Raw genomic sequence first — 13,114 nt, 5'->3', positions numbered from 1 at the left:
AGTGTCTTTTCCGGTTGCATGCGGCGACCGGTAGTTGCAATCGCACCATGTTATCCCGCGGTAGCGACTTCAGACAATACGACCCGGCCAGCTAATTTCCGGAACGCCACCGAGGCACCTGCCAGCGGAAAGGCATCCACCACCGCACGCCCCAAGTGCATGGCGCGTTTCAGGTGCTCGTCCGCAGGCACAGAGCCCATCGAATTGAGCTTGACAGCAAGATAACGTTTCGCGACTTGCGCCATGTTTTCGAACACGACCTGCGCTTCCTTTTCGCTGGCTCCGGTGACCAGCAGACTGAAAGGACGCCGCCCCAGGCGTCCGTTGACGCGCTTGATGATCGCATAGGCGTTCTTGATCGAAGCCGGATTGTTCGACACCTGCACCACGATCTCGCTGCTGGTGAGCGCCGGGATCGCGAAGTTGTCCTCCTTGTCCAGTTCCGCATCCACCACCATGATGTCGGCACGCTTGGCCAGCACGCCAAAGGCATCTTCCAGGCGACGCGCCTGCTCCGAATCCTTCTCCATTCTGCTCGGTCCGCGCGACAGCGCCGCCACAGCAAACCCTTGCGGCATTAGCTGAATGACATCGTCAAGCGAACGCTCATTGCGTGCCACTTGCATCAAACTCGCACCGCGCGTCGCCTTCAGGCGTGTTGCGATGCCGTCTTGTCCAAGGCAGGCATCCAGCAGCAACACGTCTCTGCCCGCTTGTCCGAGCGATGCACCGAGGTTCACCAGCATGGCGCCCTTTTCCTCCGGCGATGCAGCCGACAGGAAGGTAAATACGCGCGGCTTCGGACCGGCCAGCATCCGGCGCAGGCCTTCGGCCTGATCAAAATCGAAACTAGCCAAGTGTCACCTCGCGCAAACTTTTATCATTCATGGCATGTGCCGTGGTGGCGATCACCAGCGGCAGTTCCTCGTCGTGATACTGGAACGGTGCAGTTTCGCGCTTGAGCTTGAATGCGCGATCGACCAGATAATGCTGGTTCGGCACATGCAAGTCTTCCGGCACGCGCTGGCCGTTGGCCACGTAGTACAGGCTCAGCTTCTGGCGGATCATGACGTCGAGCACATTTCCCACCGTCGCCGCCTCATCAAGCTTGGTCATGATGCAGCCCGCCAGACCATCGCCCTGATACGAGCGCACGACTTCGTTGAGCGTTTCGCCGGTCGAGGTCGCCGACAGGCACAGCAGGCGCTTGACCTTGCAGTCGGTACCCGACAGCATCGCGATCTGGTCAGCCACCATCTTGTCGCGCTGCCCCATGCCGACCGTATCGATCAGGACGGTGTGCTTGTTCTTCAATTCATCCAGTGCGATGCGCAGATCGGTTTCGTCCTTCACCGAATGCACCATCACGCCGAGGATCTTGCCGTAGATGCGCAGTTGTTCGTAACCGCCGATACGATAGCCGTCAGTGGTAATCAATGCGAGCTTGCCGGCACCGTGACGCATCACGCAGCGCGCCGCCAGCTTGGCCGTTGTCGTGGTCTTGCCGACGCCGGTCGGGCCAACCAGCGCATAGACACCGCCCTTCTCCAGAATCTCGTTCTCGTTGCCGATCACATTCAGGTTGCGCGCGAGGACCGATTTCACCCAGTTCAGGCCGTTTTCCGGTTTCTCGCCTGCCGGCAGCTTTTGCGTCAGATAGCGCGCGAGGCTGGCGCTGAAACCGGCCGACAGCATTTCGCGCATGATCGATGCCTTGATCGGCTCGCGTTTCTGCTGGCTGCTCCATGCGATTTCGGCCAATTGCGATTCCAGCATGCCGCGCATCGATCGCAACTCCGACATCACTTCAGTCAATTCCGCTGCCGCTTTCTCCTTCGGCTGAGTTACACCGCGACTGGACGCAAGCGCGTCGGCCAGGTTGGATGCCTGGTCGCTGTCGATCGGCCGGCCGGCGCCGAATGCCGAAGGTGTGTTCGCTGGATTCGGCTCGGCCTGGCGTTTGGCGCCGAAGGCAGCGAGCGTCGAGTCCGACACTGCGGGTTTTTCGATCACAGGCTCGGCAAGCGCCGACATGTCTTCCGGCGCCAGCGCGAGAATCTCGACCATGCCATTGATCGTGCGGTTGGAGAGGATCACCGCATCCGGGCCGAGGGCGTCGCGCACCAGGCGCCACGCCTCACGCGAGGTTTTTGCGGAGAATTTTCTTACGTTCATGCTTGGCCTCCAACTAGGCTGGTAACTCTAATCGTCTTGGAATCGGGAAGTTCGGCGTGCGACAACACTTTGAGCTGCGGCAGTGCGCGGCGCAGGAAGCGCGCCAGCAGTGCGCGCAGCGGGCCGGGCACCAGCAGCACCGGTGTCAGCCCCATCTGCTCCTGCTGGCGTGTCGCCTGTTCGGCTTGCGTCACGATCGTGTCCGCCAGGCCCGGCTCGATGCCGGCGCCGTCCGGTCCGCCCGATTGCATCGCCTGCATCAGGATGCGTTCCAGGCGGCTGTCCAGGGTAATGACGGAAAGCTCATGACTTCCCGGGAAAATCTGCTGCACGATCGCACGGCCGAGCGCAATGCGCACCAGTGCCGTCAGTTCATTCGGATCCTGGACCTGGGCCGCGTATTCGGACATGGTCTCGATAATGGTGCGCATGTCGCGGATATGCACACCTTCCATCAACAGGTTCTGTAACACTTTCTGCAAGGTCGACAGCGGGATCAGCTTGGGCACCAGGTCTTCCACCAGCTTCGGCGATTCCTTGCTGAGATGGTCAAGCAACTGCTGCACTTCCTGCCGGCCGAGCAGCTCGGAAGCATGCGTCGTGATCAAGTGGTTCAGATGCGTGGCGATGACGGTGCCGGCATCGACCACGGTATAGCCCATCGCCTGCGCCTGATCGCGCATGCCTGCGTCGATCCAGACCGCGGGCAGTCCGAATGCCGGGTCGGCGGTCACGGTGCCGGGTAGATTGCCGCTGACCATGCCGGGATTGATCGCCAGGAACTGCCCGACATAGGCTTCGCCGCTGCCGACTTCCACGCCCTTGAGCGTGATGCGATAGGCGGTCGGCTTGAGCTCGAGATTGTCGCGGATGTGCACGGACGGCGACAGAAAGCCGACCTCCTGCGCGAACTTCTTGCGGATGCCCTTGATACGACGCAGCAGCTCGCCGCTTTGGCCCTTATCGACCAGGGAAATCAGGCGGTATCCGACTTCCAGTCCCAGCGTATCGACCGGGACCACGTCCTGCCAGGTAGCTTCTTCCACCTCGGGTGCAGTCATCGCAACCTCGGGTGTGGGCGGCGGCGGTTCCGCGGCCTTTTCGGCCCGCTTCTTCAGCATGTACGCACCGCCTGCAAGGACACCGCCGAGCATGATGAAGGCGATATGCGGCATGCCCGGGATGACGCCCATGCCGCCGATGATTCCGCCGGTGATGTACAAGACTTCCGGCTTGGCGAACAACTGGTTGACCAACTGCCCGCCGATGTCATGTTCGCTTGCGACGCGCGATACCACGACACCGGCGGCAGTCGAGATGATCAGCGAAGGAATCTGCGCGACCAGCCCGTCGCCGATGGCGAGCAGCGTGTAGTTCTTCAGCGCCATGCCGAAATCAAGGTCGTGCTGCACCATGCCGACAATCAGGCCGCCGAAGATATTGATGATGGTGACCATGATGCCGGCCACCGCGTCGCCGCGCACATACTTGCTCGCACCGTCCATCGCGCCGTAGAACTCGGCTTCCTGTCCGACTTCCTGGCGGCGGCGGCGCGCTTCCGCTTCACCGATCATGCCGGCATTCAGGTCGGCATCGATCGCCATCTGCTTGCCCGGCATCGCATCCAGGGCGAAGCGCGCACCGACTTCCGCGATACGACCTGCGCCCTTCGTGACAACCACGAAGTTGATGATGGTGAGGATGATGAACACCACGATGCCGACCGTGTAATTGCCGCCGATCAGGAAGTGTCCGAAGGCCTCGATCACCTTGCCTGCGGCGTCCGGACCGGTGTGACCTTCGGTCAGCACCACGCGGGTGGATGCGACGTTGAGCGACAGGCGCAGCATGGTGCTGACCAACAGTACGGTCGGGAACACCATGAAGTCCAGCGGCTTGACCGTGTACAGGCTGGTGAGCAGCACGATGATCGACAGCGCGATATTGAAGCTGAAGAACATGTCGAGCACGAATGCCGGCAAAGGCAGCACCATCATTGCCAGCATCATGATGATGAGAATCGGCGCCGCGAGCGCCTTGCTCGACGAACCGCTCAGCCATGCGGGCAGTGTCAGGTTATTCATTGCGTCAATCCGTTATCGGGCCGCGTTTGCGCGGTGTTCAGCGGATCCAGTTCGGGCGGCACCTCCAGTTGCTCCGGCTTCGCCGGACGGACGCCGCCGTGCTTGCTGTAAGCGCGCAACTGGAACACGTAGGCGAGCACTTCAGCCACTGCGGTATAAAGGGCGGCCGGAATTTCATCGCCCAGCTCGGTATGGCGATACAGGGCACGCGCCAGCGGCGGTGCCTCCAGCAATGCGACCTTGTGCTCGGCCGCGATCTCGCGAATCTTGGCGGCGACTTCATCGGCGCCCTTGGCGATCACGGTCGGCGCGCGCATCTTGCCTTCGGTGTACTTGAGGGCCACGGCATAGTGAGTCGGGTTGGTCACGACCACATCGGCGTTCGGCACTTCGGACATCATGCGGCGCTTCGCCATCTCGCGCTGCATCTGGCGGATGCGCGCCTTGACTTGCGGATCGCCATCCGATTCCTTGGCTTCCTGGCGCACTTCTTCGCGCGTCATCTTCAGCTTGTTGGCGTACTGCCACATCTGGTACGGCGCGTCGATCAATGCGATCACGACCAGGCTGGCGACGATGGAAATAAAGCTGATCAGCAGCAAGTGAGCAAGGTGGGCAGTGCCGGAGGCCAGCGGCTCGACGCTCAGTGCAAGCATGGATTCGATTTGCGAGGATACGACCAGCCAGGCGACGGTGCCGACCAGGATCGCCTTGCCGATCGCCTTCAGCAATTCCACCAGCGCGCGCACCGAGAACATATTGCCAAGACCGCTCAGGGGATTCATGCGCGAGAAATTGGGCTGCAGCGACTTGGTGGTGAACAACCAACCGCCGATCAGCAATGGAGAACCGAGCGCTACCAGAACCAGGATACCGGCCAGCGGGGCAAGGCCGATCACGACATCGCCGAGGCTGAAGCCAAGGCGCATCAGCATGAGATTGAAATCGAATGCCTGTTCGCGATCGAAGCTCAAGCCGGATGCGAGCATGTGATTGAGACGGCGGATCAGGCCTTCGCCCGTAAACCAGAAGCCGAGGCCCGCGGCGAGCAGAACCGTGCAGGTAGCGAGTTCCCGCGAGCGGGGAACGTCGCCTTCCTCACGCGCCTGCTCCAGTCTCCTGGGCGACGCTGGTTCTGTTCTTTCGAGATCGCTGTCTTCGGCCATCGCCGACTCCTGTTTCACCCCGTGCGGCGGATGCGCCGATACATTGGGGGCTAATAGATAGGATTATTGGCGATATGGCAGGAAGACGATCCCGTGAATAGGAGAGAAAACCCCCCGCTATTCGCAAATGCGGAGGGGCAGGCCGTGCCGAAAGGAGATTTTCGCCGCAGCGGAAAGCTACAGCCTGAGGCTCTGCGCCCAGGCGAGCGCAGCCATCTGTGCGTCGCTCACCTGCCTGGCATCGATGCACAAGGACGTGGCCATCGACGCCAGTTCGGGACTGTTCAGCTCACAGGCTTCCGCCAGAGCCAGGAAGGGACCGTAAATACCCTCGCGCGACAGGAGCGCTTGCGTGACCGACTCGGACAACTGGATCTTCTCCAGCACGTCCTCCATCGGAACACCGAGCAATTTGTCGAGCAAGGAGAACATGCCGGCCACAAACAGGTTTTCCGCTTCATGCTTGGGCAGGAAGGTCTGGCCGAGCAGCTCCGCAAAACGTCCGCGGACCACGGCCGTCTGCATCAAAACAGGCGAATAACCGGTCGACGTGGCCGTTGCCAGCAGCAGCGCCAGCCAGCGATAGAGCGGCGAATAGCCGAGCATGGTGACGGCATGCTTCAAGGATTGAATCTCGCACCCCAGTCCGAAACCGGCCGAGTTGATATACCGCAGCAGCTTGTACGATATGGCAGGATCGCGCTTCAGCACGTTTTCGAGTTGTCGGACGTCGACGTTTTTCCGCACCATGTCCATCAACTGCAGGATCATGGCCTGTGCCGGATTGATATCCCGCGAATAATTGTTGGGCCGCAGCGTCAGGTGCAAATGGCCGACAAACGCATACAAACCCAGCTGGGCGCAAGTATCGTACGCCTGCCAATTGTCCACCTGCCGCGCAACCATGCGCAGCGACATCAGATTGAGCGAGCGATGAAGACGTACTTGCGCCGCAAAATCCGGCAAACCGATCGGCGCCTCAAAATACGACACGTGTTGCAGCACACTCTTGTCGATCGCGCCCAGATCGGCGTCCCGCAGCGATATGCCATATCCGAATGAGCGCGCGGCTTGAATTGCCGTGATTGCCTCGGACGAGGCCACATCCGATCCGCGCAAGGAAAACACGGTACCCTTCGGCGGCAAGGCACAAAGCGCTTCATGCGCAAGCAATTCCGGCGTCGCCTCCACGAAGAGGATTTGATCCCCCAGCAAGGCGCCCGCCTCGGTATCGTTGAGATGTCCGGCGACAAAACGTGCCAATGCAATGATTTCTACATCGGTTGGCTTGCGGCGTCCCGCTGTGGTGTTGTGCCAGGAAAGCTCGAAGCCGATAACGCGCTCCTGCGTGTTGACCAAGGGCTCCCGGACAATGAAGTAATCTTCGTGCATCTGCGCTTATCTGGTGATGTAGATCGACATTATCGTCGTCGATATTGGCGGGCGGTCAAAAGCCCAGGCTTTCCAGCAGGTCGTCCACCTGCCCTTGATTGGCAACCACATCGGCACTGGCATTGGGATTGATCTGCGGACCGTTCAGCAAACCCTGCCCTGCCTCACGCCGCACTTCGGGCGGTGCATAATCAATGAGCAACTGAACAAGTTGCTGTTCGATGCCATGCGCAAGCTCGGTTACCTTTTTGATAACCTGTCCGGTCAGATCCTGAAAATCCTGCGCCATCATAATGTCCAACAACTGCTGCCTGGTGACGGTGGCGTTGCTTCGCGTTTCGTCAAGATACGCGATGGTACGCTCAACCATCTCCCGGCATTGGAGTTCGGTGAACGGCGACTGCATCAGTGCCCGCCATTCCTGTTCGAGCTTGTCGGAGCCGGAAACGATTTGATCCTGCAGGGGGCTCGCCGTTTCGGTTGCCGTCAGAACGCGCTGCGCGGCCTGCTCGGTCATTCTTGCGACATAATCCAGTCGGTCCCTGGCGTCGGGAATATCATGTGCCGCCTTGGCGAGCAGCTTGTCGAATCCCAGACCGCGCAGGTTTTCATGCAACAGGCGCGTCATCTGGCCGACGCGCGCCAGCACCTCCTCCTGCACAAGCTCAGTGGACCTCGACTGGGTCACCGCTTTGTCCACGTCAGGCCCCTACTTTTTCGAGCTTTTCAAAAATCTTTGAAAGTTTCTCGTCCAGGGTAGCCGCGGTAAAAGGCTTCACCACGTATCCATTCGCTCCCGCTTGCGCCGCAGCGATGATGTTTTCCTTCTTGGCTTCCGCCGTCACCATCAGGACAGGCAACTTGGACAAGGCGGCGTCGGCACGGATCTGCTGAAGCATGGTCAGTCCATCCATCACCGGCATGTTCCAGTCGGAGATGACGAAATCGAACTGTTCGCTCCTGAGTTTTGAAAGCGCCATGGCACCATCTTCCGCCTCATCGACGTTTGTGTAGCCCAATTCTTTCAGCAGATTGCGAACGATACGACGCATCGTCGAAAAATCGTCAACCACCAAGAATTTAGTATTTGGACCAGCCATGAAATGCTCCATTGATTCTATAAAACGTTATAGACCGGCCGCTCACCTGCGAATTCGAGCGGCGTACTAAGTATAATCCTTCCACTGTTCTTTATGCACCTAAACAACCCGGTCAGTGGCGTGACAAATACAAGCTGCGACAAGCCTGTGTGGTCGTTCTTGCAACGTCGTCAGACACGCAGTGCGCGACTGCTATGCGCCGCAAGGTAGCCGAGCACCATGCCGGGCAGCGCGTGCAGGGCGCCGACCTCATGCGCCGCGCCGATTGCGATCGCCTCGCGCGGCATGCCGAACACAACACAACTCGCTTCGTCCTGCGCAAAGTTATAGGCGCCCGCGTTCTTCATCGTCAGCATGCCTGCCGCGCCATCCTTGCCCATTCCCGTCAGAATGACACCGACAGCATTCTTGCCTGCGAATCGCGCAGCCGAATCGAACAATACATCGACCGAAGGCCGGTGCCGGTTCACCGGCGGCCCCTGATCGAGCTGGGTCACATAGTTGGCGCCGCTGCGCGCCAGCAGCAGATGCGAGTGACCCGGCGCGATGAACGCGTGACCGGGGAGAACGCGTTCGCCGCCCTCCGCTTCCTTCACGGAGATCTTGCACAGACTGTCCAGCCGTTTGGCGAATGAGCGGGTGAATCCTTCCGGCATGTGCTGCGTAATCAGGATACCGGGGCAGTCTGACGGCATCTGCACCAGGAACTCCTTGATCGCCTCGGTACCGCCGGTCGATGCGCCGATGATGATCAGTTTCTCGCTACTGGTCAGCGGATTGCGGATCAAGGGCAGGCCTTCCGAAGGCGGTCTGTTCGGATCGGCATGCGCGATGGTGCGCGGCTTGACCCTCGCCTTGGCGGCGGCCCGGATCTTGTCGGTGATCAGCTCGGCGTATTCCAGCATGCCGCTCTGGATCGACAGCTTGGGCTTGGTCACGAAATCGACCGCGCCCAATTCCAGCGCGCGCAGCGTGATTTCCGAGCCGCGTTCGGTCAGCGAGGACACCATTACCACCGGCATCGGCCGCAAGCGCATCAACTTCTCAAGGAAGTCCAGACCGTCCATGCGCGGCATTTCAACGTCAAGCGTAAGCACATCGGGATTGGTCTGCTTGATCAGCTCGCGCGCGACGATCGGATCCGGCGCCACGCCGACGACCTCCATATCCGGCTGCTGCCGGATGATCTCATTCATCACGCTGCGAATCAGCGCCGAATCATCAACAATCAGGACTTTAATTTTCATGACACATGCTTTCCATTGCGGGCGCCACCCTTTGCGCAGGCATCTTGCCGGCCGTTGTGCAAAGCGGTTTAACCGAACAGCTCGATATCGCCAACCACCGGCGTCGTCTGGAGACGACTTGCGTAATCCTGCTCGCGGTTGACCAGCGTATTGTTATTCAGTTGCTTGAGTTTTTTGACCAGCACCTTCCCGGTCCGCGGAAAAAAGTAAACCTTGCGCGGGTAGACATCATTCAGGTCTTCCGCGACGACGCGAATATTCTCGGCGCGCAGATAGTCGCGTACAAATTGCGCGTTGCGCTCGCCGACATTGATCGCGACAAAGCCGCGCAGCACATTGCCGCCGCCGAAGACCTTCGCCTCCAGGTTTTCCCGTCTTGCGCCGGCCTTCAGGACGTCGTTGATCAAGACCTCCATTGCATAGGTACCATAACGCATCGAGGCCGATACCGGGCTGTCGATGTCCCCGCCGCTATCCGGCAGCATGAAGTGATTCATACCGCCAATGCCGGTCACCCGATCCCGGATGCAGGCGGAGACGCAGGAGCCGAGCACCGTCACGATCATCATGTCCTTGCAGGTGAAGTAGTACTCACCGGGAAGAATCTTGGCGGCGTCGCAATCGAAGGTCCGATCGTAATAGACGTTCGTCGCAAACTGCTCTTCGATACCGTAGCTCATAGATTATTTCTCGACACGGCGCGCGACCATGCGATGCGCGGAATGGGTCGGATCCAGCTCGTAGACCGTCTTGCCTCGCAACTTGAATGCATCGGACACATATAGAAAATTTTCGGAATGGCCGGCGAACAGCAATGCATCCGGCTTCATCAAAGGTGCAAACCGCGAAAGAATTTTACCTTGCGTCGGCTTGTCGAAATAGATCATGACATTCCGGCAGAAGATTGCGTCGAAGGGTCCTGAGATCGGCCAGTCGTCGGACAGCAGATTCAGTTGTTTGAAAGTCACCATCTGCCGCAACTCGGGGCGCACTCTCACCAGCCCGTCCTGCTGCCCTTTACCACGCAGGAAAAAACGCCTGGCGCGCTCCGGGGACATCTTGTCCAGCCTGTCCAAACCATAAATGCCGCTGGCAGCGGTATTGAGGACATTGGTGTCGATATCCGTTGCGATCACATGCGATTGCGACGCTGCCGGACCGAGTGCTTCGCACAAGGTCATCGCGATCGAATACGGCTCCTCGCCGGTCGAGCTGGCGGCGCACCACACGGTGACCGGTTGCGGCCTTGCGCTGACGTGTTCGGCGAGTATCGGGAAGTGATGCGCTTCGCGAAAGAACGATGTCAGATTGGTCGTCAGCGCATTGGTGAACGCCTCCCATTCTTCGCTGTCCGGCCTGTTTTCCAGAGTGTCAAGATAGAGTTCGAAGGAACGCACGCCGGTCGCGCGCAGGCGGCGGGCCAGGCGGCTGTAGACCATCTCGTGCTTGCTGTCCGCGAGTGCGATACCGGCACGCTTGTAAATGAGGCCTCGTACCCTGTTGAAGTCGCGAGCCGTGAACTCGAACTCCTTGACTGTATCCGGCTTGTTTGGTCGTACCGTAGTTGTCACTCCAGGCTTCTTTCCGCTATTGATCGTGTCCAAATTCAAAATACTGTCGACCTGCATCGACATCAACCCTATCCATGTGTAACGAGGCCGCGCTTTTTGTTGCTCGGTGCCGGCGTCTGCTTCGTCAACTTGTTCACGGCCGCAGTTTCCGGGGTCGCAGTGGATCGATAACCAACACGGAAGGCGCCCCAGTGCCGCCCGTTTACATAGATCGGCACCGACAAATCATGCATCACCTCGCCGGTATCGCGCTTGTAGGTCTGCAGCATGAACGGATTGGTGCTGGCACCGCATCGTTCACCGGTTCGGTCATTGAAAATCCGCTTAGTGCGGTTGTTCACCAGGTCGGTTTCGTAGTCCCCGGTCAGAGGCTTGGAGAACCGCTTGTTGTGCGTCGGGAAGTAGCCATGATCATCCACCGCCCCGGCATAAGTCAACTGCGGCATTTCTTCAAGGATGCGCTCCTGGATCGAAGGCAGCACGCGGTCGGTAAATGTATCGAAGGCCGTCGTATGCTTGAGCGGATTGGTGTTCGGAATCGGCTTGTATGTGCGATCGAACAGTGCCATCTCGCTGATCTGGCCACTTGCAATCGCTGTCTCAAACAGCTTTCCGATCTCACTTGCGCCACGCTGGGCGGCGATCCGTATGTGGTCATGCGCCGTCCGCGCATGGGAATGCGACAGCACATCAAAAAGTTCTTCGCCGCGTTCCGACAGCATCATGGCGGAGTTCGCCGCGCGCGGCAGCTCGTCCTCGGTCGCCATCATGCCGTCGCGGATGCGCGAGATCGCATCCGCGATCAGTTGGGTGGTTTCCACATGTTCCCGCGACGCGGCGGAAATCAGCAGCACTTCGTTTTCCGACACCCCTGCCGAGCGTTCGATGCTGCCGAGCAGCGAGTGGACCTTTTCGACATTCTGGGCAGCGTCCAGCACCTTGCCGGTCAAGGCCGTCATGCCCGCCGCGGCGCGCTCAGCCTCTTCATTGATCTCGCGCACCATCACGCCGATGTCGTCGGTTGCGGACTTGGTGCGTTGCGCCAGTTGTCGTACTTCGCCGGCCACGACGGCAAAGCCGCGACCATGCTCGCCGGCACGCGCTGCTTCGATCGCCGCATTCAAGGCAAGCAGATTGGTGCGCGCAGCAATCTCATTGATCACTTCGGTGATCACATGGATGCGGCGTGCCTTCTCCTGCAACGCGCTCATCATTTGCGAGGCAGTTTGTGCGTCCTGGCGGGCATGATTGATGCGTCGCAGCCCTTCATCGACCTCGGCACGCCCGGCAACGCTTTCGGTACGCACGTCGGCCGCCACCTTGGATGCCCGCTGCGCGTTGGCGGCGATCTGTTCGGTAGTTTGCGCAGTCTGATCTGCCTTGCCAACGATGTCTTCTGTCGTCTGCAAATCCGTATCGACTCGTTTCTTGATCAAATCGACGAAGTAGGAAGTCTCGGCAGCGCCGATCATGAAGTGGTCGACTTCCTGACCGATCTTTTCAACCGCTTGCGCCAGTTCGCGCGTGTTATTCGGGCAAGTTGCCAATGCGACCACAGCCGCCACGGCAGATGCAATGGCGGCCAGGCCAATCGGGCCCAACGCGGCGGCTGCAACCCAGTTGAGCAAGGCCGCGAACAAGGTGCCGGCAGCGAGCGCAACGAGGCCCGCCACCACATAACGAAGTGACTTTCTATCAATTGTCTTCATTCGGCCTCCCAAGAATCCCATTCCGCCTCGTCGCTGCGGAACCCGCCGGCCGCAATTCGGTTAATCCACTTCTGTTATCGACGCCATGCCTGCCGAACTTGAGGCTGCAGAACCGATGCTGCAAGAAGACGCCGCCTCGATTATGCGCAGTCGCAACCCCGAACAAAGAGGAAAACAGAACATGATTACCGCGTCATTTGCCATAAAGAAAAGGCGCGCCGCAGCGCGCCTCCGCTTTTCTCCTGAAAATCCGGCGCACGCGAATCGCCCCCGCGTCGAAAATCAGAATTCCTCCCAATCGCCATCCGAGCTGGTCGCCACCTTGGCCTTTGCGATTGCCTTCGGCGCGGCCGGCAACTGTTTGGCACGCTGCCTCGGCATGGCTTTGGCCGGGACCGCGCGCTGCGGCGCGTGTGCGCTTGATTCGATAGACGCAGGCTGTAGTGTGAAACCGCCGCCTTGCAACTTGAATACCGCCACTGCCTGCGCGAGGGTGACCGACTGCTGCTGCATGCTCTCTGCGGTCGCGGCCGCCTCTTCCACCAGCGCCGCGTTCTGCTGCGTCATTTCATCCATCTGGTTGATCGCCAGATTGACCTGCTCGATTCCGGCGCTCTGCTCCTGGCTGGCAGCACTGATCTCGTTCATGATGTCGGCCACATGTTTGACC

The 13,114-nt window shown here is 59.7% G+C and carries 11 protein-coding genes and 1 pseudogene; all 12 read right to left on the bottom strand.

Annotation, left to right across the window (positions count from 1 at the left end; genetic code table 11):
• Positions 1-50: 50 nt before the first annotated feature.
• Positions 51-857, bottom strand: coding sequence for an antiactivator of flagellar biosynthesis FleN protein (locus VJ651_RS01965; RefSeq protein ID WP_324105810.1), 807 nt, complete (start codon positions 855-857; stop codon positions 51-53).
• A complete protein-coding gene (flhF, locus tag VJ651_RS01960) occupies positions 850-2,175 on the bottom strand; it encodes a flagellar biosynthesis protein FlhF (RefSeq protein WP_324105809.1) in 1,326 nt (441 codons plus the stop codon). Before flhF ends, VJ651_RS01965 begins: the two co-directional genes overlap by 8 nt.
• Entirely contained in the window at positions 2,172-4,259 is a 2,088-nt protein-coding gene (gene flhA, locus VJ651_RS01955) for a flagellar biosynthesis protein FlhA (protein ID WP_324105808.1), read from the bottom strand. The genes flhF and flhA overlap by 4 nt, the downstream gene beginning before the upstream one ends.
• Positions 4,256-5,425 (bottom strand): flagellar biosynthesis protein FlhB, encoded by a 1,170-nt coding sequence (gene flhB, locus VJ651_RS01950; protein ID WP_324105807.1) that lies wholly within the window; start codon positions 5,423-5,425, stop codon positions 4,256-4,258. Before flhB ends, flhA begins: the two co-directional genes overlap by 4 nt.
• A gap of 177 nt (positions 5,426-5,602) precedes the next feature.
• Positions 5,603-6,817, bottom strand: coding sequence for an EAL and HDOD domain-containing protein (locus tag VJ651_RS01945; protein WP_324105806.1), 1,215 nt, complete (start codon positions 6,815-6,817; stop codon positions 5,603-5,605).
• Positions 6,818-6,872: 55 nt separating this feature from the next.
• Positions 6,873-7,445, bottom strand: coding sequence for a protein phosphatase CheZ (gene cheZ / locus VJ651_RS01940; RefSeq protein WP_414691288.1), 573 nt, complete (start codon positions 7,443-7,445; stop codon positions 6,873-6,875).
• 73 nt (positions 7,446-7,518) lie between these two features.
• Positions 7,519-7,917 (bottom strand): chemotaxis response regulator CheY, encoded by a 399-nt coding sequence (gene cheY / locus VJ651_RS01935; RefSeq protein ID WP_136416137.1) that lies wholly within the window; start codon positions 7,915-7,917, stop codon positions 7,519-7,521.
• Between the two features lie 170 nt (positions 7,918-8,087).
• Entirely contained in the window at positions 8,088-9,164 is a 1,077-nt protein-coding gene (locus VJ651_RS01930) for a protein-glutamate methylesterase/protein-glutamine glutaminase (protein ID WP_136416135.1), read from the bottom strand.
• A gap of 68 nt (positions 9,165-9,232) precedes the next feature.
• Complete coding sequence (gene cheD / locus VJ651_RS01925; protein ID WP_324105804.1) at positions 9,233-9,844, bottom strand: chemoreceptor glutamine deamidase CheD; 612 nt, start codon at positions 9,842-9,844, stop codon at positions 9,233-9,235.
• Positions 9,845-9,847: 3 nt separating this feature from the next.
• Positions 9,848-10,735, bottom strand: a complete 888-nt coding sequence (locus VJ651_RS01920; RefSeq protein ID WP_324105803.1) for a CheR family methyltransferase — start codon at positions 10,733-10,735, stop codon at positions 9,848-9,850.
• A 68-nt stretch (positions 10,736-10,803) separates the two neighbouring features.
• The gene (locus tag VJ651_RS01915) at positions 10,804-12,444 is read right to left on the bottom strand and encodes a methyl-accepting chemotaxis protein (protein ID WP_324105802.1); all 1,641 of its coding nucleotides are present in this window, start codon (positions 12,442-12,444) and stop codon (positions 10,804-10,806) included.
• A gap of 282 nt (positions 12,445-12,726) precedes the next feature.
• Positions 12,727-13,114, bottom strand: a pseudogene (locus VJ651_RS01910) (methyl-accepting chemotaxis protein); the annotation flags it as partial.

Origin of the sequence: Noviherbaspirillum sp., from assembly GCF_035254865.1 — a bacterium.
Classification (GTDB): Bacteria; Pseudomonadota; Gammaproteobacteria; order Burkholderiales; family Burkholderiaceae_D; genus Noviherbaspirillum.
The sequence above is the reverse complement of the archived record's forward strand: the minus strand, read 5'-3'. Positions and strand labels throughout refer to the sequence as shown.

Excerpts from the sequence above, each read along its gene's own strand:
- flhF (WP_324105809.1), bottom strand. The coding sequence starts at position 2,175 with ATGAACGTAAGAAAATTCTCCGCAAAAACCTCGCGTGAGGCGTGGCGC.
- flhA (WP_324105808.1), bottom strand. The coding sequence starts at position 4,259 with ATGAATAACCTGACACTGCCCGCATGGCTGAGCGGTTCGTCGAGCAAG.
- flhB (WP_324105807.1), bottom strand. The coding sequence starts at position 5,425 with ATGGCCGAAGACAGCGATCTCGAAAGAACAGAACCAGCGTCGCCCAGG.
- VJ651_RS01945 (WP_324105806.1), bottom strand. The coding sequence starts at position 6,817 with ATGCACGAAGATTACTTCATTGTCCGGGAGCCCTTGGTCAACACGCAG.
- cheZ (WP_414691288.1), bottom strand. The coding sequence starts at position 7,445 with ATGACGCGCCTGTTGCATGAAAACCTGCGCGGTCTGGGATTCGACAAG.
- cheY (WP_136416137.1), bottom strand. The coding sequence starts at position 7,917 with ATGGCTGGTCCAAATACTAAATTCTTGGTGGTTGACGATTTTTCGACG.
- VJ651_RS01930 (WP_136416135.1), bottom strand. The coding sequence starts at position 9,164 with ATGAAAATTAAAGTCCTGATTGTTGATGATTCGGCGCTGATTCGCAGC.
- cheD (WP_324105804.1), bottom strand. The coding sequence starts at position 9,844 with ATGAGCTACGGTATCGAAGAGCAGTTTGCGACGAACGTCTATTACGAT.
- VJ651_RS01915 (WP_324105802.1), bottom strand. The coding sequence starts at position 12,444 with ATGAAGACAATTGATAGAAAGTCACTTCGTTATGTGGTGGCGGGCCTC.